This window comes from Sulfuricurvum sp. (assembly GCF_036279695.1).
Classification (GTDB): domain Bacteria; phylum Campylobacterota; class Campylobacteria; order Campylobacterales; family Sulfurimonadaceae; genus Sulfuricurvum.
Genome location: NZ_DASUIQ010000118.1, coordinates 1 through 22,569 on the forward strand (window position 1 = coordinate 1; position 22,569 = coordinate 22,569).

Annotated in this window: 28 protein-coding genes; 3 read left to right on the forward strand and 25 right to left on the reverse strand. The window is 42.1% G+C overall.

All coding sequences use genetic code 11. The features are described from left to right. The 25 genes from VFW36_RS11400 to VFW36_RS11520 all read right to left on the reverse strand — a co-directional run. Window positions 1–1,268, reverse strand: a 1,268-nt coding sequence (locus VFW36_RS11400; RefSeq protein WP_329658938.1) for a hypothetical protein, incomplete at its 3' end; no start/stop codon positions are given. After that, on the reverse strand, window positions 1,268–2,725 hold the full coding sequence (locus tag VFW36_RS11405; protein ID WP_329658939.1) for a hypothetical protein: 1,458 nt from the start codon (window positions 2,723–2,725) through the stop codon (window positions 1,268–1,270). The genes VFW36_RS11405 and VFW36_RS11400, both read right to left, overlap by 1 nt. Next, window positions 2,722–6,399: a tape measure protein gene (locus VFW36_RS11410; RefSeq protein WP_329658940.1), complete on the reverse strand. Its 3,678-nt coding sequence runs from the start codon at window positions 6,397–6,399 to the stop codon at window positions 2,722–2,724. The genes VFW36_RS11405 and VFW36_RS11410 overlap by 4 nt, the downstream gene beginning before the upstream one ends. Window positions 6,400–6,495: 96 nt before the next feature. Continuing rightward, window positions 6,496–6,726: a hypothetical protein gene (locus VFW36_RS11415; protein ID WP_329658941.1), complete on the reverse strand. Its 231-nt coding sequence runs from the start codon at window positions 6,724–6,726 to the stop codon at window positions 6,496–6,498. A 38-nt stretch (window positions 6,727–6,764) separates the two neighbouring features. Next, window positions 6,765–7,211 carry a hypothetical protein gene (locus VFW36_RS11420; protein ID WP_329658942.1) on the reverse strand — a complete coding sequence of 149 codons (447 nt, stop codon included), beginning with the start codon at window positions 7,209–7,211 and terminating at the stop codon, window positions 6,765–6,767. Between the two features lie 96 nt (window positions 7,212–7,307). Continuing rightward, window positions 7,308–8,219, reverse strand: coding sequence for a phage tail tube protein (locus tag VFW36_RS11425; protein ID WP_329658943.1), 912 nt, complete (start codon window positions 8,217–8,219; stop codon window positions 7,308–7,310). Then, entirely contained in the window at window positions 8,197–8,373 is a 177-nt protein-coding gene (locus VFW36_RS11430; protein ID WP_329658944.1) for a hypothetical protein, read from the reverse strand. Before VFW36_RS11430 ends, VFW36_RS11425 begins: the two co-directional genes overlap by 23 nt. Before the next feature lies 1 nt (window position 8,374). Next, the gene (locus tag VFW36_RS11435; protein ID WP_329658945.1) at window positions 8,375–8,683 is read right to left on the reverse strand and encodes a hypothetical protein; all 309 of its coding nucleotides are present in this window, start codon (window positions 8,681–8,683) and stop codon (window positions 8,375–8,377) included. Next, on the reverse strand, window positions 8,680–8,961 hold the full coding sequence (locus VFW36_RS11440) for a hypothetical protein (protein WP_329658946.1): 282 nt from the start codon (window positions 8,959–8,961) through the stop codon (window positions 8,680–8,682). The genes VFW36_RS11435 and VFW36_RS11440 overlap by 4 nt, the downstream gene beginning before the upstream one ends. A 2-nt stretch (window positions 8,962–8,963) precedes the next feature. After that, entirely contained in the window at window positions 8,964–9,236 is a 273-nt protein-coding gene (locus VFW36_RS11445) for a hypothetical protein (protein WP_329658947.1), read from the reverse strand. A gap of 8 nt (window positions 9,237–9,244) precedes the next feature. Next, window positions 9,245–9,589 (reverse strand): DUF2190 family protein, encoded by a 345-nt coding sequence (locus tag VFW36_RS11450; RefSeq protein WP_329658948.1) that lies wholly within the window; start codon window positions 9,587–9,589, stop codon window positions 9,245–9,247. A 10-nt stretch (window positions 9,590–9,599) separates the two neighbouring features. After that, complete coding sequence (locus VFW36_RS11455) at window positions 9,600–11,546, reverse strand: Mu-like prophage major head subunit gpT family protein (RefSeq protein WP_329658949.1); 1,947 nt, start codon at window positions 11,544–11,546, stop codon at window positions 9,600–9,602. Then, window positions 11,539–12,927, reverse strand: a complete 1,389-nt coding sequence (locus tag VFW36_RS11460) for a phage portal protein (RefSeq protein WP_329658950.1) — start codon at window positions 12,925–12,927, stop codon at window positions 11,539–11,541. Before VFW36_RS11460 ends, VFW36_RS11455 begins: the two co-directional genes overlap by 8 nt. After that, window positions 12,924–13,175, reverse strand: a complete 252-nt coding sequence (locus VFW36_RS11465) for a hypothetical protein (RefSeq protein WP_329658951.1) — start codon at window positions 13,173–13,175, stop codon at window positions 12,924–12,926. The genes VFW36_RS11460 and VFW36_RS11465 overlap by 4 nt, the downstream gene beginning before the upstream one ends. Then, a complete protein-coding gene (locus tag VFW36_RS11470; RefSeq protein WP_329658952.1) occupies window positions 13,159–13,389 on the reverse strand; it encodes a hypothetical protein in 231 nt (76 codons plus the stop codon). Before VFW36_RS11470 ends, VFW36_RS11465 begins: the two co-directional genes overlap by 17 nt. Before the next feature lie 242 nt (window positions 13,390–13,631). Continuing rightward, the gene (locus VFW36_RS11475) at window positions 13,632–13,832 is read right to left on the reverse strand and encodes a hypothetical protein (RefSeq protein ID WP_329658953.1); all 201 of its coding nucleotides are present in this window, start codon (window positions 13,830–13,832) and stop codon (window positions 13,632–13,634) included. Window positions 13,833–13,841: 9 nt separating this feature from the next. Continuing rightward, window positions 13,842–15,698 (reverse strand): terminase gpA endonuclease subunit, encoded by a 1,857-nt coding sequence (locus tag VFW36_RS11480; RefSeq protein ID WP_329658954.1) that lies wholly within the window; start codon window positions 15,696–15,698, stop codon window positions 13,842–13,844. Continuing rightward, window positions 15,695–16,393 (reverse strand): hypothetical protein, encoded by a 699-nt coding sequence (locus tag VFW36_RS11485; RefSeq protein ID WP_329658955.1) that lies wholly within the window; start codon window positions 16,391–16,393, stop codon window positions 15,695–15,697. Before VFW36_RS11485 ends, VFW36_RS11480 begins: the two co-directional genes overlap by 4 nt. A gap of 131 nt (window positions 16,394–16,524) precedes the next feature. After that, the gene (locus VFW36_RS11490) at window positions 16,525–17,115 is read right to left on the reverse strand and encodes a hypothetical protein (RefSeq protein ID WP_329658956.1); all 591 of its coding nucleotides are present in this window, start codon (window positions 17,113–17,115) and stop codon (window positions 16,525–16,527) included. Further along, window positions 17,112–17,942, reverse strand: a complete 831-nt coding sequence (locus VFW36_RS11495; RefSeq protein WP_329658957.1) for a hypothetical protein — start codon at window positions 17,940–17,942, stop codon at window positions 17,112–17,114. The genes VFW36_RS11490 and VFW36_RS11495 overlap by 4 nt, the downstream gene beginning before the upstream one ends. 2 nt (window positions 17,943–17,944) lie before the next feature. Beyond that, on the reverse strand, window positions 17,945–19,213 hold the full coding sequence (locus VFW36_RS11500) for a DnaB-like helicase N-terminal domain-containing protein (RefSeq protein WP_329658958.1): 1,269 nt from the start codon (window positions 19,211–19,213) through the stop codon (window positions 17,945–17,947). Beyond that, window positions 19,213–19,350: a hypothetical protein gene (locus VFW36_RS11505; protein WP_329658959.1), complete on the reverse strand. Its 138-nt coding sequence runs from the start codon at window positions 19,348–19,350 to the stop codon at window positions 19,213–19,215. Before VFW36_RS11505 ends, VFW36_RS11500 begins: the two co-directional genes overlap by 1 nt. After that, window positions 19,347–19,646 (reverse strand): hypothetical protein, encoded by a 300-nt coding sequence (locus VFW36_RS11510; protein WP_329658960.1) that lies wholly within the window; start codon window positions 19,644–19,646, stop codon window positions 19,347–19,349. Before VFW36_RS11510 ends, VFW36_RS11505 begins: the two co-directional genes overlap by 4 nt. Before the next feature lie 9 nt (window positions 19,647–19,655). Beyond that, window positions 19,656–20,126, reverse strand: coding sequence for a phage regulatory CII family protein (locus VFW36_RS11515; protein ID WP_329658961.1), 471 nt, complete (start codon window positions 20,124–20,126; stop codon window positions 19,656–19,658). Further along, on the reverse strand, window positions 20,123–20,386 hold the full coding sequence (locus VFW36_RS11520; protein WP_329658962.1) for a hypothetical protein: 264 nt from the start codon (window positions 20,384–20,386) through the stop codon (window positions 20,123–20,125). The genes VFW36_RS11515 and VFW36_RS11520 overlap by 4 nt, the downstream gene beginning before the upstream one ends. A gap of 103 nt (window positions 20,387–20,489) precedes the next feature. Here VFW36_RS11520 and VFW36_RS11525 point away from each other — a divergent pair, with 103 nt between their 5' ends. From VFW36_RS11525 to VFW36_RS11535, 3 genes are read left to right on the forward strand one after another with little or no spacing between them, the layout of a single operon-like run. Then, the gene (locus VFW36_RS11525) at window positions 20,490–20,918 is read left to right on the forward strand and encodes a hypothetical protein (protein ID WP_329658963.1); all 429 of its coding nucleotides are present in this window, start codon (window positions 20,490–20,492) and stop codon (window positions 20,916–20,918) included. Continuing rightward, window positions 20,918–21,835, forward strand: a complete 918-nt coding sequence (locus VFW36_RS11530; protein ID WP_329658964.1) for a HipA family kinase — start codon at window positions 20,918–20,920, stop codon at window positions 21,833–21,835. The genes VFW36_RS11525 and VFW36_RS11530 overlap by 1 nt, the downstream gene beginning before the upstream one ends. Next, the gene (locus VFW36_RS11535; RefSeq protein WP_329658965.1) at window positions 21,763–22,557 is read left to right on the forward strand and encodes a hypothetical protein; all 795 of its coding nucleotides are present in this window, start codon (window positions 21,763–21,765) and stop codon (window positions 22,555–22,557) included. The genes VFW36_RS11530 and VFW36_RS11535 overlap by 73 nt, the downstream gene beginning before the upstream one ends. Window positions 22,558–22,569 lie beyond the last annotated feature (12 nt).

Sequence of the window (22,569 nt, forward strand, 5' to 3'; positions counted from 1 at the left end):
GTAGAGTCATAACCACCTAAATACATGTTTGTCGGCATTGTAGGGTCGCGCGGCAATACCCCAAGATTGGCGCTTCCAATAAATACACCATTCTCAAACAATTCCACAAACCCGGTATCATGTACGACAAATGCGACACGATTTTTAGTTTTAATAGATATGCTTTTTGAAATAGTAGCCGTATATGCCACACCACCGATCATCAATAATAATCTATACGATGTATTTCCACTTATGACAAATCGCATATACTCATTTGCATTTAGTCGTGCTCCGAGTAAATCTTGATTAGTGTTGGCTAATAGACCTAATGCATAGTAATCACATACGAATGTCATCCCTTTTTTGATAGATGGCATATTGTTTGATACCTGTATTGGGCATACCGTAGATGCTCTAGTCACTGAGGTAGTCGTCGTCGGTATATAGGATGATGCAAATGTCTTTGCTTCAAGTTGCGAGTATCGGCAAGTTCCTGTCACCGTGAGCGTTACAGATGTTGACGAAGCAACGAAAGTAAGCTCTACTCTTTGAGGATATGCTGCTGTGCCGGTTAATGTTCCGCTACCGCCTCCGCTTAGTACTACAGACCCAGTATCATAAAATGACAATGTATAGGTAGTTCCTGATACTACTGTTACCGTTTGGGTACTTAGAGTATCTGAGTTAAGCAATAAATTCGTGCTACTTGGTTCGCTGTAATATCCATATCTTCCAAATCTTGGAGTATTAATCGCCGCAGATTGAAGAGCATCGTATCGGTCGGTATAGGTGCTTGCTGAGGCACAAGCATACGTGATACTGCCAACGCCCTTGATAATGAATGAGCTCTTTGCTAATAACTCAAATAATGGTGAGTTGATATTTCCGATAGCTCCGATCGGAACACCTATAGTCCAAATTCCAGTTGTATTAGTGGTTGGGTCACTCGGATTTGTATGAGTAACATTGCATACATAAAACGCACCGTTTGAAGCTTGAACACTTTGACCTTGCAAATATCCTTTTTCAGTCCAAATACCTTGATAGTTAGCGTATGCGCGTGCGTTTAATTCTGATGCGGCCGCAGAGTTCTTCGATGATTCAGCCGATACCGCTGCTGAATAAATTTCCGCAGCCAATATTCTCATAGCCGAAATAAACGCTTTAAATTCTGTGACCATTGTCGGCAAAGCATTCAAGAAATTAGTGATACGCTCTTTCAGCGTTGACGCGAGTGATAGATCAGGTGCCGGTGGCAAATCTGAAATGTCCGGTAATGTTTGCATTATAGTAACTCCCTTACTTCAAGTGATATGATTGATTTGACTGGACCTTTAAGGATCTCATGTTTTTTCCTTGGGAAACCGTATGTGTCCAAATTTTCATTTTTTGACAGGAACACAACAGGTTTACCTTTGGCTCTCTTTAAAATCTGATCTATCGCGTATAGCGATCTAGTTTCAACCCACAGATCGATAGATTTAACCTTTAACTCGTTGCCCTCTTGCAGATAAACTTCTCCTGTCGCAGTATCTTCAACAACTGATGAGAAATCCAATGCCTCTATAGAGGCGTCCCACACTTCTGTACCGATAAAATATGCCTTACCGATACAGAATATTCCTACTTGAATCAGATCACCGCTAAAAGTAATAGTTGCAGATACATCGCTGTAAACGGAAGTTCTATCATATTTGACTGATGGGAGACGGTAATCCATCCAGTCCCCCAAAAAATAATCCATAATGTCCACGCAGTCATAAGTGAGGTCTATAGTAGATTCTTCAACTACAGAGGAATCAACATTGTTGATGACCTGAATAGTCACTGAATCACCGAATATATTGCCTATGAATATTGAGTTGAAATCAAGATCAGTAATGGATATTTCCAAAGGTTCATTTGACTCTGTATAGGTTGTTATATACTGGTCAAACATTCTAAAACGATTAGTTGCTCCTGCATATGTCCAATCATCTTTATTTGTAGGGATAGATGTTGATGAGTTAGCCCATCTCTCTGAGTTGGTATCAGGGTTAGGCAAAATAATATTATTTTTTGCTTTGTAGACTACTCCATTATGGAATGTAGCCGCACCGGATGAATAAAAAATATCACCTGCCCAATTCTGATCCGTGATGTCGATCCAGTACGCCGAACTTGATGAGGGAAATAGCATTACGTCGGATACGTCAACCCATACTTTAGCGGCATAGCTACTGTCAGGGGTAGCTTTTGACGCGGATTTATAGGCATCAAACCCGCTAATTCTTTTATAGTATCGGTTATTAAATCGACAATATCCGCCCGTGTAATATGTAGATGCTTGTCCACTTGACCAATCAAGCACTGAATTGATCGATGGGGACGTATGTGACTTGATACAAAGAAATGTTTTTGCATCTTTCGATCGCACTTGCCCTACAGTATAGGCAGTATTGATTGACCATGCAGAGACTGTTACGACTTCCCAATTTGCTGTGTCTGCATCAGGGGACAAAAACATAACTTTTTTTTGAAAAAGGTAATTTGATCCGGCAAATGAAGCTTTATCACCCTCTACGTACCACTTTTTATTGTCAAAAGCGGGAAAAGTATCCGTAGCTGTTTTTCGAATGTATATCCCGTTCCCATAAACCGTTTTTTCCCCTATGGAATATATTCTGTGCTGAAAAATTTGAGCTTCATTAACAGGAATAGTGCTATTGACTAGGGTAAAATTGGATGGTATTAGAACTTTCATGCTGATGCCCCTGCAAATAGGTTATCAGTTCGGATGCTTTTCAACTCTCTAACCATCTCAAATAACAAGCGATTAGTAACAGTTGATAAATCATTCCCCATATCATTAACCTTATACATCATCATGTCAGCAGGTCTCTGAGCAGATGAACTTATTTTATTCAATGTATCGATATACTTGTTATTGGCATCGGTAGCGGCCATGAGCGCTTCACCGAGATTTTTCCACGATGTAATAGTCTCCGGAGTAAACGATGATCTCATCGCCTCTTCATATTTGGATAGATAGTTATCGACGGTGATCCCGCTAACGCCCATTTGGTTTTCAAGAGCGGCTAGGTCTTTAGTGAGATAATCGGCTGTGAATTTGAGCTGTTCAACCGTCCCGCTACCCAACTTCCACTCAGTAAATGTTCGTGTCTCCGATAGATATAGACCTATAGATGATGCGAAAGCCTCAGATATAGTCTGATTGATTGATTTTGCATAATCAGCCCAATAGCTATAAATCGTAGCCAAGGTAGATGCAGACTCAACATCAGTAAATGCTGATATGAAATTTTTTGCCAATTGGTCTTGAAAAGAGGTACCGGAATATTTGCCGGCTGATAGAGCTATCTCATCAGAACTACCTAGCTGACCGAGTAGATAATCATAAGTATCAAATAACCCTTTTACTTTTGATTTTTCGGTATCGCTCAGAGCGTAAAAATCTGTCCAAGATTTAGAGCTAAACCAACTCTTCTTTTTGAAATCTGCATATGTTTGAGCCGTATCAAATACATTCTCTGAGTTGGTCATCCCAGAAAAATAATATCCGCTTCCGGTTTGTTTGGTTTTACCAAACATACCGCCAATCAGAGAGCCCAATGTTGCTCCGATTGCTGAACCTATTGCAGTTCCTACACCTGGTAAAATCACGGTACCTATTGCACCGCCGACCCCACCACCGATAGCACCGTAGCTTCCCGCTCGTGTATCTGCACCAAATAAAGCATCGCCAAGTGAACCAAGAGCATACCCGCCGAGAGCACCTGCGGCCGCACCGCTAAAAATTTGCCCTGCACCCATAGCGCTCATACCCGCAAATCCGCTTCCCCCGGTGAATACTGATCCGGCACCTAACCCAAACTCAGATACTGCCGCACCCGCAGATGTCAGACCGGCGACATTCAAACCCTCAGCTAAATACCCGAAACCTGTCGCTATGTTTGTTCCGATAGATGCCAAACCTCCTGTCAAAACAGAATATGCGGTATTAGCGGTTGATGCGGCATTAATAGCACTCACAACATTTGCATAATCGCTCCCCTCTTTGGTGATCTGACCCGCTGCGTCCATAACGGTTCCGCCTGCAGTAGTGGTAAAGCCTGCACTATCAGTAGTAGCCCCTAACAGTGCTTCAGGAATTGCAGACATCCCGAAAACCGATCCAAGCCCTCCGAATGTTTTGAAGATGTTTTGAATACCGCCCGCTCCGGTATCGATCATAGCGTCCGCGAGAGATTTTGATAGACCTCGAGCGAGTGAGTTCGTCATCGCTCCCCAAAAGTCTTTTAACCACGACCCGAATGAAGTAAAATCACCTTTCATAGCATTAAAGAACTGCTCTGCCGACGCATTTTTAATATTACCCATGAGGTCAATCCAAAACTTGTTTTGTTCCTCAAATGTTTTTTTGGCTAGATCCGCTTGCTCTTTTGCCCGTTTTTCATCGATGGATAGCATCGAAGCTGACACATATCGCTCAATGTCTATAACATCATTTCCCGCAGCGGCAAACTCTGCGGCACGGTTCGATATATTGACAATTTCGTTGTCATACCAGTTACCCGAAGCTTCATTGATGGCCGCGTACATAGAACTAGCCTGTTCTATACGTTTTAGTGATTTTTCATAACTCTCTTTATCGAGAGAATCGAACTGCCCCATCGCTTTAGCATACTCGGCGTCTAGGTACTCTTCTTGTTTCAGTGATACGAGTTGTGCAGTTTTGATTTTATCGGCACCGCCATCACGATATTTTGTCACCGAATCATCGATAAGCTTCATAGATTTTTGATATTCGCTTGCAGTCGATTTGAAGATTTCATTATCCAAATCATTATTCAATTTAGCGAGCTGTTCAGAGGCACGCTTTTGTTTTTCTTTTAGAGCTTCAATTTTTTTGAGCTCTTTATCAGACAAAGGATCAGGTTTTGGAGTTGTATTTTTTGACGGAGTATTAGCTTCATCTTGGAACGCTTGCAGAGCTTTACCATATTCTTTTATTTCATTTTCTAATTGAGCACGTCTATTTAGATCAATTCTTACATTCCCAAATAATGACTTTGCAATAGATGGATTTTCAATACTGTCATTGACCGCTCCAAGCTGCATAGTTGCATACGTTATTTTTGCTTTGATTGCTTTTTCACTAAGATTTGATACGTCTATTGCAGTGCGTTTTACTGAATCTCTTAGCTCATCTGCTTGATTTTTTAATACTAACCCTACCCCGATGATAGCTGCTCCGGCTATCATATATGGGTTAATAGCAACAAGTTTATTCCAACCTGAAAGTGCTACATTTGCGGCGACCTGACGAGCGGTCAAAGTAGTAACGGAAGCAGTTGTCATATTGGTAGCGATACTATATGAAGTTGTAGCAATAGTAGAAGCCGCAATATACGCAGTATATGCAGATTGTGCAACTCCCATTGCAATTGTTCCCGCTTTCCAAATCAATATAGCGGCTACTGCCTCTCCGACATATCCTGCATACGTACCAATCTCTCCGCTATGTTCTGAAAGAAGACCGCTAAGATCGGTGATATTACTCGCTATAGAGCTTGTAACCCCATGCATTTTGTCAAATTCGCTGATGGACAAACCTATCTGATTTTGCAGTACAACAAGAGATTGTGCTACTGTTTTTGGCATTTGATCGAACTCTTTTTCGATCGCATCTTTTTGAGTTCGGATTGCCTCATAGACTTTTTCAGCGGTAAGCTTGCCCTCTGCCCCCATCTCTTTGAGTTTACCGACACTGACACCCATACCGTCTGCAATAGCTTCGGCTAGTCGTGGTGCCTGTTCGAGCACTGAGTTAAGTTCTTCCCCGCGTAGTGTCCCTGATGCAAACCCTTGACCTAACTGAATAACTGCCGCTTTTGCACTCTCAGATGCGGCACCTGATACGATAAACGATTTACTGATCGCCTCAGTAACATCGAGGTTCTCATATTGAGTTTTGTTTAGGTCTTGTGTAGCACGTGCGATACGAGCATAAAGATCAGCATTTTGCTCATATCCGGTACGGCTCTCTTGCGAAATATCAAAAAGGCTCCCCTGTACCGATGCGAGTTGTCTACTGGAATCTGTTACAAGGCGTAAACGTCCCTCTAACAGGTTCCACGTATCTGCTTGATTTATAGCTGATTTTGTCACATCAGACATAAATGATGATCCGGCTACAACAGCTTGGAACCCTACATAAGCATGACCCATAAACCCAACACGCTCTGATAGAGTATCAACTGATCGAGCCGCATCAGAACTGGCGGTAGAAATTGAACGTTGAGAAGATGCAGTACGAAGAGATTCACGCTCTAACTCGGAAAAACTTCGCTTTGCTTTATCTATACCTTTGGAGTCAAATATACTTGTAAGGTTAATTCTAAGTTCTTTTTCCATATACTGCCTCCTATGAAATATTTATCTTCTCTTTTTAGAACTGCCACTATTGGTTTTTTACTTCCAATAATTGTTTTTTTTATGGCATTTTGGGTTCTATTTATCCGTTAATTCCAAAACCATCATTTTCATTACCCGAAATAATTCGATTGCTTCAATTTCATACTTTTTTGCAAAATCACGCACAACCGAATAATCAGAATATGGACCGTCCATTGATCTGCTTAACGAAAGATGAAAACAATCGGTGAAGACTCGTTCCTCCTCATCAGCAGGGATGAATACCGCATCATCATCCAATTGGTCTAATTCTTCATGCAAATGCATGAAACTTTGACCTCTTGAATACTCATTAGCAAACCGCTTTAGCCTTTTGACTTTCCCTTTTTCGCCTCGTTTTCGATGTAAATCATGGCTTCATAATAATTGATATTATGCTCATCGATGTACGACCGCATCCGTTCTTTATCGGGACCTGTTACCATCATCAAGAAACGGGAACGATATACTTCTCCGAGCATATCTTCAATCTCTTTTTGGTCTTGTGTACCGATCTGAGCTTCAATGGATTCAATCTCATCCAAAATCAATAATGCTTCTTTATTCTGCCCATCCGCTTTGAGGAGTTGATAGCGTTCGATTTTGTTACTCAACTGTTTTGAAAGTTGCGCTTTTTCTTTTGCTTTAGCTTCGAAATCGCCGTTTTTTTCTACTAACGTAGTCTGTTGATCTTTTGAAAGATTTGATACAGTAACGTTAAAACTCATATCATCAATATCGATTTTCACATCTACTTTAGATTGTAGTGCCATTTTTTTGCCTTTTTTTGGATTTTCCCGCGGGAAATTTTTTGATCAAAAAATTCATTGCCTTTTTCAAAATGGCGAGGGGAAGGCTAACCCCTCTTATCACTTGTAAGTGATCGTATAGTTGTCGTTTCCGGCGGACGCTTGGGCACGGAATGTGCGTGAAATCTTCACATTCCCTGCATCGTCACTCTCGGCTACATCTTTGAGCATCGCGTATGGGATGCTGATTTCAACCATAGACCCTGCCGCTCCAACTTGGATGATGATCGCACGCACCATACCAGCTGCAAAGTCAGCCCATGTTTGTTCATCAGTCCCTTTAACTTTGATAGCCGTAACAGTTGCAGTTGGGTCAAAATCTTCCATTTGATATTCACTAAGATCCATTGCGTACTGTTCATTGATCTTATTCCCGATGTCAAGATCAAAGCTATCAGCATTCAATTGTGACCCACCGACGGTCAATACCGTAACTTTTGAAACGATAGGAGCCATACCAGTATCGAGCGTTACAGTAGGATTTGTTTCCGCTGTTGCTTCAGGAGATTCCATAAATCCTTTTACGCTAAATACAGCGCCCAAAGGTTCACCGATTTTCCCACTGATCTTCAAGTTTCCGGTTACTCCGGTGAGAGCTCGAACATAACCGTCGGTATACACCTTGATCTGACCTGTACCGACTGTTCCACCCGGTTTATATTCTACTTTCGTAGAAGCAGTGATTGTCTCAGCAAGCCCTACGATTTTTAAAAGCTCATCGATGCTAGGAGCAACCCCAAGCGCAGATGCTTTTTTCATTTGTACCGGAATATCAAACTCAGCAGTCACCCAGTTTGGATCGATATAGGTTTTAGTAGCACCCATCATCCCGTTACCCATGTCTTTATAATCACCCGATTTGATTTTCGGATTTACAAAGACAGCCCCATTTGTTGTGATGACATCACCGGCAACCGGAGTGCCCCCTGATTTTGCAAGGACAACGTTTTTAAGCGTCTTTTGATTCGCCATCTTCTTTTACCTTTCCTGTACTTTTTAGCGTATTAGCAATAGCCTCATTGACTGTAACCGTCCCGCTGTATTCGCCGACATTTTCGATGATAATGGTGGTGCCATCCTCAATCGTAAGTGTCACATCTGTAACATCGCCACTTTGTTTTTTCATATCAATCTCCTGACCAAAGCGTCGCTTTGACCATAAAATACTCGTGTTCCAAACCATCATTAAAATCGAGCGTACTCTCAGCAAACTCGATCTTCTCAGGAAAGTTAATATCCCCCGCATTTCCCAAGCTCATCAACGCATTAACCATCGATTCCCCGATGTCTGCATCGCGCTTGACTTTAACCGCAAACACAACCTCTTTGAGAGATGCTGCCATTGGTGTACGTCGGAATACGAAAACATCCCCCGTCTTAACGATAGGACGAATCGCATCGTTAATACGGGTTTTTACATCATCTTCACCCATCATAACGGCGTACCTAAAACGACTGTAACAGATCCGAACCCATCATTATGGGGACCGCTTGCAACACCATACGTTTTGCCCTTTGCGATGATCACTGAATCAGCGGTGATGGCTGTACTTGAAGCAACTTTGAGCACATTGACCAACTCTTCCATCTCACCCGATTGTTCGAGCAAAAACCCTGATACCGGATTACCATCTATCGTTACCGAATTGGCAAGCTCTTCGGAGTTCATAAACACGTTTTCCATGTCAGCGGCGAGTTGGTCTTTTAAATTCATAGCTATACCCCGTAATGCGCTTTAAGTGCAGCGATCAATGTATCTTTTTTGCCGTTCACCGTTTCGATTTTCAGTTCAGAGATACGTTTTTTGATTTCATTGAAATCCATAGCTTCGATTGACTCAGCTGTGATCTCATTTTCAGGCTTAGAGGCGCGTGTAGCTTTACCCGCTAAGATCATACGCCCCCCTAGATCGTCTCCGACCTCGATCACCGCACCCGCTTCGTGCTCTTTCCCTCGGTATGTTTCAGGATATTTGATTTTTACAAACATCACACACCTCAAGCCGCATTGATTTTGACGAACGCAGTCCCTGCAGTTGCAGCGGCTTTGGCACTCACCGCACGACCTGCACGAGTATTTGATGTTGCAGTCGTAGTGATCGCTCGGTTTGTTGCATCGAAATAAACAACATCACCGATAGCGATTACATCAGCAGTAGTCGCATTGATCTCAAACACACGCTCGATATAAAGTGCAATAACCTCACCTAATAGACCGCTTGTTTTTGCGATACCGATCATTCCAGTACCGAGCGGTACAACATCACCTACATCGATCGCACCCGGGCAGGTATAATCGATTACATCACCCTCTTGAACTTCAATTGCTTCTTTTACTGACATTGGTTACTCCTTATTGACCGTTATTTTTATAAAGACCGCGGAAATCTTCGGCAAATACACCGAAATCAAACACACACTCATACTCGACACCGCTAAGATCACGGCTCTTTTCAGCCACAATCGGACGGCGGTTTGTACCTTGCAGATAACCGACTTTCAATGTACGTCGTACAGCGGCCATATACCACGCAGTCGCGGCGAGTTCAGATTCAACAATAACATCTACAGCATTTCGGAACGGATTTTTTACACCGGCATTCGCTTGACCGAGTTGTGTTTCACTGGTGATGAGTTGGAGAGCTAATGTCTCTTGCTCTGGAGCAACGATCAGGAATTTAGGTGCAATACTTAGCGCCGTACCTGATTTATCTTTTTGACGGCGCATCAATGTACGCGCAACGGTAAGCGAATCGGTAGATAATGCTGTACCGGTAGAGGTATAGTTTGCATGTGCTGCATCAAAAATAGCTTTGTTATCTGCCATTTTATAGCCTGCATATTCACCTTTGGATTGAAGTAGATCATATACAAGACCGTTTGCAGTTCGCTTTGCCATTGCACCGAAGTCAAGAATGATATTGTTAAATGCTCCGAGATCATCGTTGATCAACATCTCACGATTGATTTTCAAAGATTCACCGTATGAGTAGATGCGCCATGATTCTGCGCTCTCTGATGTCTCTTTATTTTTCTTCTCACCACCCTCAGTAAGTTTACGCAGACGTCCACCCAGTCTGTCACGGCTAGCTTCAGTACGTGTTTTGAAATCAGCTACATCTTCAGCAATGGTCCACATATCGAATGTTCCTGCTTCCTCTTCATAAGCGACGGAGAGTACACGGTTTGCTACATTTCCGAGCAACGTAGGAAAATCACTCGTACTCATCGCACGTTTGATCAACTCGTTTTTGTCATACCCGCTATATCCGGTAACCATACGTGCGATTTCCAACATCGATGCCCCACGGAACTGATCGACGTCTTTATGCGCATCGGTAACATTCAACCCTGCTCGCATAATGAGGCTATCCCCGATGGCGCGCATCATATCACTGTGGTTTTGCTGACCAATCACATATACATTCGGAGTGTCTTCACCACGTTGAAACGGAACATTTGTTTGTGACTCAGTAGCTTTATCAAGCATTGCACGAGCGAGATCATCCGCTGTTTTTGCTTTGTCATCAAGAAAACGCTTGACATCATCATCACCCATCACGCCTGGTTTAGCGGCGATTAACTCACGGATACCTGCTACACGTTTGAGCTCTTTGTTTTCATCAGCAAGTGCAGTCATTGCCACTTGGATCTCTTGATTTTTACGCTCAATAGCAGACTGGTCCGCACCTTGATTTTTCAGTTCTTCGAGTTGGCGTTGTAACGCTTCCAATTTTTCGTTCACGATTTCTCCTTTTGTTTGATTTTCACTTCGACCGATTCCCGCACTCGGATCGGCACCAATATCCACGAGCGAAGCTTCGTGAAATGCCCAACGTGTCACCTCTACTAGAGCGATGCTTCCATCTCTCTCGGTAACACGGTTATCCATCTTTGACCCACCGACCGAAATCTCGGTAAGTGTCCCCTCTTCGACCATACGCCAGAACATATCCGCGTCCGGGTTGGCCTGAGAGAATACCGCCTCAGCACGAAGCTGTCGGTTTGCCAATGTGACATTTTCGAGCTTCCCGATCGGGAGTTCTCCGTATTTTCCACTACCGTGCATCCATCGCAATTTCGCGGTAGCGGCGCGGGTGAGATCAACGTTCTCATCCCCGTGCAATAGCACCTCTTCATAGTACTGACCGCTCCAATAGTCATAACGGCGGACGGGTGTTTCGGTCGATATTAAAATAGCAACACGACGCTCATCCGCATTGACAGAGCCGGGTTCAATCTGAGCACGTACAAAATCGCTATTTTCTAACAGCTTTTCTGGACTCAATTTTTTAGGCATTCGCTTCCTCCTTTGTTAAAATTCCAGCGTCTTTGAGCATCTTGTTTTCTTTCACACGATCTGCGATAACATCCTCTAAATCTTTACCGCGTGCGGCGGCAACTTCTCCGATGGTAGTGATCCCCATGTCGATCTCTTTTTGGATTGCATTGATATCTTTGAGAGGGTCAACCCACTCACGAGCAGGGGCTACCCAACGAGGCTGACAAAAATCCGATTTGTTGAGAAAATATGCACTTGCACTCAACCCTTTGATATTTCCTGCCATAACGTTTGCATCAAGAAAATCTTCAAATAATGGGTTAAGAACATACGTAACCAAGTGCCATTGCTCATTATTAAACCGCTTATGATCTTGGATGAATGAGGCGCGGGCACTGGAAAAATTCACCTGAGAGTAATCACGAAATGCAAGTTCATAGCTGACTTTACGAGCTACTGCGATGAGACGAACGCATGAACGGACAAACTCACCGTATTCAGTGCCCTTGATCGTCGGGTCGAATTGGTGCATTACTTCGCCCTTATTCAGGTAGTGGACCATTACACCGTTGATATCGTAGATTGGATCGTTTTCTTCCTGTTTATTACCAGCTAGTGCACCGACATGCCCCCCGACGTTGGTCGTCTCGATAGCATACGCCACACTCGCACGAGCCCGAGCCGATTTGAGTGTAGAGGTTTGATACCCTGCAAAATTACGAAGGTCTACAATAGCCTGTTTGTATTCGGATAATCCACGATACTGAGTTGCACGGTTGTCCATACGAAAATAATGGATTACTTCGGATGCTGGGACTTTGACCGAACTCATTAACCCTTCACGGAATACATAGTTTTGCGGTGCGCCTAGTGTATTTAATTCGATACCGTCAACACTGCTAAGGACATTCGAGTTATTAACGCGTACTTTATACGATACATCGAATCGATCAGCCTCGATAAGCTGAATTTGGAACGGGTTATTCTTTTTACCAGTAAGGTGTTTTTTAATAACAATCTCACCATCGCACATACGCTGTGATAAGATAAGAGACTGCATATCTCCGAAATGCTGACGGCGGGTTACATCGCAATTAACGGGTTTAATAAATTCAGCCCACAATGCTTCGATCTGTTTATCAATATTTTCTTTTCCGGTTTTTGACTGAAACGTGAACCCATTCCCGACACTGTTGCGTACGACAGTTCCATCGATATTTGCCATAATCGCATTGTTCTCATGGAGCCAACGAGCACGGGCGCGCATAGTGTCACGATCAGGGGAAGCGGTATTTTCAAAATCGCTGTTTGCATTCCAAAAGTCTTGATTGGTTCCGGTGCGTTTACCGCCCTCATAGAAACCTCGATTAATATTCATTGCATCTCTAAAAAGGCTCATTTTCTTCCGCCTTTAAGATCAATGATGATAAATACAAAGACAATGAAACCTAAAAAAACAATCCCTAAAATAGTACGTGTAATTAAATTCCACATACTCGGATTCAAATGGATATGGATAAATGCCCCAAGCAGATATAGTAATGCCCCAAACAACAAAATCTCAAAAATATAAAATTGTTTTATCGATTTTAAAAATACAGTAATAATTTTCCCGCGGGAAAATACTTTTTTAAGAAAACTGAACATGGGCTCTCGTTTTCAAAGGGGATGTATTTTGTCCGGGAGTGTAGTTGCGTCCGTGGATCTCGATTTTAGAAATTAGAGAATCTTCACGTTGATAAAGTGTTTCGAGATCGGCTCTGGTTAATTTGCGCCCGTCCATCTCATAGCTCTGAGAGGTTTGGACTGCAGTGATAGCAGTTTGAACAGCGTCAAGTTGTTGTCCGAGTGTTTGTGCCAAAACCAAACCTTTCTAAAAGTATGGTGGCAGTTTGTCAGAATCTAAAAAATTAGTTTAGGCCAAAAAACTTAGACCTAAACTTTTTTTCTTTTTTTTGCTAGTAACGTAAAAGTTCGCAAAATAGGAGATTAAAAGTTTGTTTTTTTAACCTTGACAATAAAATAGCCGAAAAAACGGCTAAAAAAGTTTGTAAAATTTGTAAAAATTTAGTGATTTTTTTGAGAAATTAGTGGTTTTTTCAATTATGAAGCGGTTAAAATGTCGGGATAAATCTCTGAAAGTTCGCTCAAAAGTTCATCGTATAGTTTTTCTTTCATTATTTTTTCGATTGCTTGACCAATTCCGATGGAGTATTTTTCCATACAATGGTGTATTACCCGCTCTGTTCTGCGCTCAACTGACGGACGCTTATTAATATTCTCTCTTCCATCCCAAAAACTCATAATTTCCCCCTAATAGTTTGATTCATCGTCATCGTGATGACGTGGTACACGACGCTCACGGCGTCTAGTCACGGTTTCGATAGGTTCACTCGGTAAAAATCGAATACCAATCAATTCCCCCAAAAATGTTATATAGGTACCGCAGTCCCATAGATGGTTATCCGCTTTTTCAGAAACTGTACGCCAATCGCTTTTTTCCACTCCTGTTTTTGGATTGACTTCAACGTGCTTGTACTCACTGGTATATTGCTTGACGTACAGGGCGTCTGTTCCGCTGTGGAAGCTGAGGAGATTGTTCTTCGCCGTCTCTCCGGTCGCTACCGCATCGATGGAGCGTTTGATCTTAGCATCGAGGATGTCTTTGTAATACCCCGTATCAAGCTTATAGAGTTTTAGCCCTGTGGCAACCGGACGGCCATTTACATCTTTGTCCACACTGCTGACAACATACGGAGAACTCATAGTATGATTCCCACCTTTTGTAGGAATACAGATGTCGGAGTTCATAGCACAAAACTCATAAACCTCGTCCGTGAGATACCCTGAGTCCACCGCGCAAATTCTAACCGTATGAACCCCACCAGTATTATCAAAATAAGGGGTTCTCATCACGAGCTCTACATCAGCCCACGTTTCTAATCGTCCATAACGAACCAAATGGGTTCCGTTCCCATACATCAACGCTTTAATCTCGAACCAAAAGTGATCCTTTTGTACGTCAACCGCCATTACAACCGATGCTGTTTTAGGAGGAACAATCCCCTCTGGTAGATCAATCTTTAGAGATAGAATATCCTCCGGTTGATTCTTTTCGATCTTCTCTTCCCACGGTTTCCCAAATACCGTATTGGTGACAACTTTGAGTTTAAGATCATCGTCTTTGCTATCAAGATATTCCTGAACTATATCGTGCCATTGATAGTTCGGATCGTGCGCATATGCTGACCATATATTAAATGAAGCGTGACCTTTAAATGGACGCTCTGCTATCCACTCACCCTTTTCATCCATTTCCCTCTTTTGATTCTCTTCAATGAGCCCTGAGCAGCTTATGCACTCAAGCACAACCGAATCTTTGATAAGCATTTCATTCTCATCGATCTGGTATCGGAAGTTCTCAAATTCAATCGTTTGCATATGACCGCAATGAGGACACGGCAAAAATCTGCGTCTTCCATCACCGCTTTTAACTCTTTTATGAATTTTTGAAGTCTTTAAAAGCGTTGGGGTTCCACCTAAGATATTCTTTCTATTCCAAAACCCTTGTGATCGTTTTTGAAACAATGCTATCGGGTCACCCTCTTTACCCGCTTCAAATTCCCATCCGTCTATCTCATCACCCATAGTAACTCTGGTAGTTCTCCGTCTAAAATTACGGGGAGAGTGTGCTCCGATACCCTCCCATATTCCTCCTGGATACATTTTTTTAACCGTTTTCTCTCTCTTATTACGCCCTCTAGTATTATGGGTATTCACCCTTTCGCGTATAACCTCATTATCACGGATCATAGGCTCAAATTCGTCCTCTGCATACCCTATGATGTCTCCGTCTGTTGGTTGGGCGTGTAGTATTGAGCAAGGGTCTTGATGTATAAAATATGCTTGGGCAATATTGAGCATTTTTGTGTACCCGACGCGTGCCGATTTTTCAACAGACACAAAAGGAGTAGTGGTATTGGTCATCTCATCAAGTATCTCTTTTTGCCACGGATCCGTTTTCCACTTTCCGGGGCGAGCACTTGACTCTGGCGAGAGATAAAAATATTCATCAGCCCACTCGCTACCGCTCAAAATTGGCTTTGGTTTAAATAGCATTAGACCAAACGCTGCAAGCTCTAGCTGACGTGGGCTCATAATCATAGTCATAGAAGCTCTTTCCCGCTGTTATGAAGCTCTTCTTTAAGGTGATTGATATGATCGATCAACCAACGGTATTGTTTATCAGGAAAATCACTAAAATGAGCTCTCATCTTGTGAGGTATTTCATCAAGCTTGGTATTGATCGGTGAGATCATAAACTCAATGACTCCGGCAACCTCATTTTTTGGAATGAGCACTTTTTTCATTTGCTCTACTTCGGCTTTTGCTTTTTCACCCAACCAATACTCTTTGACGATTTTTACATCGTTCAATTTCATTGATGCGAGCGGTTTTTCTTCATTATCTCCGGTATCTTTTGCACCAGCTGCTAAAGCGGCCTCTCTAGCTTTACGAGCCTCTTCCATCTCTCGTTTGCATTCAAGATCATAAGCCTCACGCTCATCATCGTCCATATCAGCAATACTCTCATAAGTACCGACTGCCGCAAACAAATCGACTGGTTCTATGCGCTTCTGCTCATTTGCTTCTCTCTGAGCGTCACGGGTTGGATCTTGAGTATTTTTGATTGCCTCTTTGACTTCATTATATCGATAGAATTTTTTAGGGCTTCCAGATTTAGGGTGCCACGGTATTTTCCCGTCACTTGTCATTTGGGAAAAATATCCTTTTGTATATTTGATTCCATCCGCCGCAAGTTTTTCCAAACATTTTGAAGCTGTGATCAAATCAATATCAGACATACATCACCATCCTATTGTTTGTTTAGTAAACATTCTATTCGTGAGAAGTTTAGGAAGTTCAGCACTCAAAAAATAGAGACTTTTCGGGGTGGCGAGTCCCCCCGCAGGGTGTTTCTTGCCGGAGTACCTTTTCATCTCATACCTCTAAAAGCGATATCAATTCCATCGCTGATATATCGATGTGCGTTACGGTCGTAAACCTTTTTGCCTATCTCATAAAAGTCAAACACCTTTTTGATCTTCGCTTGCTTCTCTAACCAATAAAGGATTACGAAGCGTGAACGTTTACCTTTACCTTTGCGAACTGCAATCGCATCACCTTTTGACGTGTGAATCAGAAATGATCCTTTAACATTACGTGGACGATTTGCACGGGTGATAATGTCGCGCTTACTACGCTTAACTTCAGCAGTAGGGATAGCAATGCGACCACGTGCCGTCTTAGTTCCTCCCTCAGCGTGAAGCACCAACCAATCAGCACGAGTATAGACCGAGGCATTCAGATCATTCTTTTTTGCGAACTGAACATTGAAACCAAAACGGGAGCGAGGTTCATACCATCGACCGCGTAATGTCAATGCGTTCTTAGCCCCTGCAAGTTCTGAATCACGCATATGAGTTGCTAGGTTATTCAATCCAACCGATGATCCATAACTGATCTGCTTCGGTATTGATCCGATAAAAGATTTGATCTCTTTGAAGTTGGCATCCATATTGATCATGCGGCTCTCCCAACTGGTTTGATAAACTCTAATGCTCCGACCTTGAACAACTCAACCAAGCGCTCAGGGGTCAATACTATTACTCGATTACTACCGTTCTCGATGATACGATGATTGACCCGATCATACTCTCCGATGATCTCTTGATCCCCATGCTGTACCTTTATCATCTTCGGAATGTATGAGAGATACGTTTCGTTCTTTAGGAAATTAGCGAGATTGTAATGTTTACCTCCAACCGCCGGATCATGTAGGTATTGGACAGCGGATAGGATAAGTATTGATGGGTTCATTTCAGTTCGAGTGAACTGTTCGAACGCATCTTCTTTTTTTCCGACAAAGCGAGTGTTTTGAGAGTAAATGAAAAAGAGTTCCTGAAACTCACCGTCATTCCACCATTCTCTACGAAGTTCACGCGCATGATTATTATCATTTAGATTAAATGCTTCCCTCGGTTGTAGTTGCTCGTTTTGCTCGGTTGATGTTGTATAAGTTCCTATATTACGGTGTTTATCATTGCTCGTTTTACTCGGTTGTAGTTGCTCGTTTTGCTCGGTTGGAAATATGGCGTGATTGTAGTGTTGCTGATTTTTTAGAAACATATGATCGACAAATAGATCCATCTCTACTTTGAATTCTTTGATCCATTCGTGAGAAGTACTGCGGGAAATATCCCACGATTTAGCATAGAACGATTCGCTATTATGATCTCCGTGTTCCATATCATCCCAGAATTCCATAAATGCACGCGCTTTCTTACGCCCTGCAACACCTCTCTCACGTTTGAGCTGTTGGATGAAGTCGGTTGGATAACTCTTGTAATTCATTCTCATAAGACCATAATCTCCACTTTCTCATCATTACCCGCGATCAAAGAGGAACGATCCGTATACGATGATGGAGTCTGATAGGTAACGATACCCGTTTTGATGCTGTCGAACTTCAACTCTTCTTTGTTAAACCATAGCTTCGCAGGATAATGTAATACCTTTTGGCGGTTCTTTTCACAGCTGACTTCTATACCGCCCTCTGTCTTTTTGAGCAGTAATTGCATATCTGTCTCGTAATCTGACAATACGGACCCATAGCTCCCCATCTTGCCACTCTTTAACTCTTCGCGTGAAGCCTGTACGATCATTAGGATAACGATTCCTGTCTCTTGCGTTACCGCGCTGAGTATAGAATCAATCTCACCCTTTTTCTCAGCGTCACTGTTACCTTTGTATGATCGGTGATTGAGTTTCATTTTGGAATCAATCAGGGCAAATCGTATACCGTGTTTACGCCACATAGTTCGTATCATACGTGCTACATCGGTAACATCTCGGCTCTTCATCATGTTAGTGTCGATGATGTGATACCGCTTCATATTGCTTTTGCCTCTCATCCGCTCCGTGTACTTTGCCATCTTCCATTTAGGCATCTCAAAGCTAAAAAATAGGGTGTCGTTATCGGTAGAGGTATTGAACAATATTTGCTTCATGAGCGTTGTTTTACCGACGTTACGTTCTCCTCCAATATGGACGAGCTGTGCCGGTTCAAACCCACCGCACAGTAGATTATCGAGTGCTTCTATCCCAGTACGGATCGGTTCAGGTATCTTCATAGTGTGAAACTCTTCGATCGCTTTTTCCATAGTGATAGGCATCGTCATACCGCTTTTGATGATAGACTCACTCATCTCGAGCTCTAACATCGCATCGATGTCATCAGCACTGTTGTTTTCCTCGAAAACCATGCTTTTTATCTTTGTAGTCAGCTCTAGCAATTTTCTTTTTCTAGCCTTATCAACCATCTCATCGATATAGGGTTTGATGTTTGCTATGCTATTGGTAGTCAATACCTCTATCATAGTCCTCTCATCAAACTGACCTAATGCCACTAGATTTTTTTGGATAAAACTCTCTTCGATAGGTAGCCCGGATGAGTGAAGTTTGAGGATCGCAGCGCAGATATTTTTGTGCGCTTGGAGATAAAAGAGGTTTTCGTCTAACATCCCGACCATTTCATCAAGATTATCTGCATCATGGTAGTTGATAAATATGATAGAAGACAATACCGAACGCTCAAATGCCAGGTTATATAGATGTTCTTCCATCATATCCCCTTGAACCCACTGGCTTTAAGCTCAGCCATAATCATTTTTCGAATTTTAATTTTTTGATTGAAAGGAATAAATGGAGCTTTCATAACGATCTTATTGGCGGTAAGTAGTAGGTTTTGTTTGATACTCATCCGTAGACCCTCGCTCCATCTTGGTGCTCAAAATGGCATCCATGCCCACGATAGAAATAGCGGGCATGGGTTCCACCTCTCCCGTTTGGTTCATCGATCACCATTAGAGGGCTGGTTGCACCCGCTTCTTGAAACTTTTTATGCAGATCAGCGATGCGCTGAGATAGGTGATAGATTTCTAACCCACCATCTTGCTTAGGCTTTGAAGCCTCTACAAATGTTAATGATTTCCCCGCAGTGAAGTGAGTATGAAGCGTATACGGTGTTGAGCCTCGCTTAAAGGTGATCGTTGCCATCTCAACCACCTACTTCGTCATACCGATAATCGAGTACAGAGCCGTGATCTCATCCATTGCCATACGTCGAATACGCTCACCCTCTTTTTCGTCAATCTCCCCGTCTTTTACTGCTTCAAAAAGGGTTTCGCTGAGTGAACCTGTATGAGATTGGATTTTTAACCCTACCATCATGACGTCGGTGATAGTGCACTGTACATGCTTATCTACACACTTCAAAGCCTCTTTGATTGAATCAATGATGCGGTGATCTCCGGTTAGGTTAGTGATTTCAATGATACGATCAACAGAGAGAGGTCGATGTGTTTGATTCGGGTCAAGGGTGCCGTACAAATATCCTCGCGTTGTTCCCAACTGCTCTGCGACCTTTTCGATCTTACAGTTGTGTAATGTCATATAGTCATTAACGACAGCCTGTGCAGTTTCATAGACAGTGCGGAACGGTGCGGTGTCATCGCTGAACATCTCTTCTAAACTCATGCGATCTCCTTTTGGTGTAATTGATTTTCAGATTGTTCTTGAACGTGCACTGGTGTATCGGGCATACTGCTCTTATCTTTTTTAGTACGGACAGCAAATGAGCGAATATTTTTCCAAGCGAGTACCGGTATGTCATGATCTTCTTGGAGTTTGATCGCTTTTTGCAGTGTAGGGACCATTTTCCCTTGCATCATTTTCTTGACGCTTTCATCGCTATAACCGAAGTCGATAAGGATTTTCTTAAATAATTTTTGTTCCATGGTTCAAATGGTATTTATTTTACACTTATATATAGCTTAATAGTGGTATTTTTATTACACTATAAAATGGTAATATTTTTACCATGAGTAACAAGGAATAAAATTGGCAGAGTTTAATAAAACAAATTTTAAGAAGCTTGTCAAAGATAAATATGATACCTATGAAAAGTTCAGAGATCATTTACAAAATGCGTATGACTTAAATAAGAAATTAAATACAGTTCAGAAGTGGGGGCAAGTATTACACCCATCTGTTCCACAAAGTAGAGATATGCCATCCATTGCGGCTGCTCTAGGTGTAGAGGTTATAGATTTATATACTGATGCAGAAAAAGCTAGAAATAAAATAACAAATCAGGAATTACTTTCTAACCAATCTAAATATAGTCAATCCATTTCTAAAGCTGCACTTTCAACATTTTCGCCAGAAATGAAGATGTTTATTAATAACTTTATGCTGCTCAGCGAAGAAGAAAAACAGCACTATTATGAGGAGATCGCCGATATTGCAGCACGAAAGCTGATACTGTAATGGTAGATTATGAGATTTTAGAGGCAACGCTTCGCCATATAGAACCAAATGTGCCAAACGGTAAATTTTCTGTTATCGCCGAGTCTGCGGATGGGAGATACTTCCAAATCAAATTTTGTGAGGTTGGCGGTCGACATAATATCAATGAGTTTATAGCTCACTACGTCGGTAAAGAGATTGGTGCCCCGATGATCGATGGGGCTTTCTTAGAACTTAGTGACCAAGAGATAGAGAAAGTGATCAGATTTTCAAAAACACACTCTGGAATTTTCAGGGATTTGGATCTATCGATTTCAAAAGGTCATCTTTTCTTCGGGGTTCAGTGGGAAAAAGACACAGTAGATATAAAAGAAGAATCCGAACTGATGCCGAAAGTTTTAAAAACGACCAATAAAAATACGTTTTATTCTCTCTACCCTTTTGATCAGTTTATGAAAAACTATGATCGGCACTTGGGAAATCATCTAATAGTGAAATATGCTAACACTATGTACTATCGTCTTATTGATTTCGATAGGCTGTTTGGGCAAACTGACTGGAGTGCAATACCACTGCTAATAAATGATTTCGGCTGTTTAAATCTAAAAGATTACCATCGGTTTTTATACTCTATCGTTAAAAATGACGGGCACGATCACGTACTACGTTACTCTTATAATATCTCTATGTTACACTCTGACGCTATCGCTGATATTATCCAAACTATATCGCAAGTTTATACCGTTTCACAGAATGAACTTGATATGATACACGCATGGTTGAGCGGTAGAAGCCGGCTCATGTATGACAAATGTCTGGAAAATAACGATTGCTTCGTTAACGTAAAGCAAAAGAGGCTAAACGTATGCTCATCGACTCCCGATCAAAAAGTATCAACGTATATCGATACGCGCTTGTCCAATACAATAATGCCCTGAGCGGAGAAAAATACAATCTCGGCGTGATTATGGAAAAAAGCTCAGGAGGGTTTATGACCCATATCCCTGATAATCTCTCTAAACTCTCTAAGTGTATCGATTTTGAAAACTTATCCGGGGCAAATTATGCCCTATCCGTTATAGGAGAGCGTTTACGCCACTTTGGGAAAATTCACCACGGATCCGTTTCTAACATCATATCTATTAGTGATATGGATATTTACTCTACGCCACTCGGGGAAAAAGAGGCATTCGCCCATATCGTCAATGAGTTCATAACCCTATCAAAGATTAAAACACTCAGTGATCCTCTGTCCAAAAACATTTACGGGAAAATGACGATCATTACTGATCTCAAAAACGTAGCATTTAAAAAAGAAATTAAAAACGTATCGTTTCATAAGCATGTCGATGGGGTAAACGGCCTGATCGATGCTATAGCAATGAGGGAGGCTACTCCTGTCGCTATCGCTCAGATCGCTTCGGCGTATGTCGAAAACATCTATGAGTCTATCGGGAACCATATCATTACGCTCATGGAATCTAAAAAGATCCCAACCATCCATGACCGATTCATTTATGCCCCGATAATGAAGCCACTCGGTGCATCAGAGCGAAAACTATATGATGCTGCACGAGATGTGGTAGAGTCTATCGGATTTGACTTTTTATCACAAAATGACCACGGGCAGTGTATAGAGCGTCTAAAATCAGCCTCTTAGCGTGTATTTTGG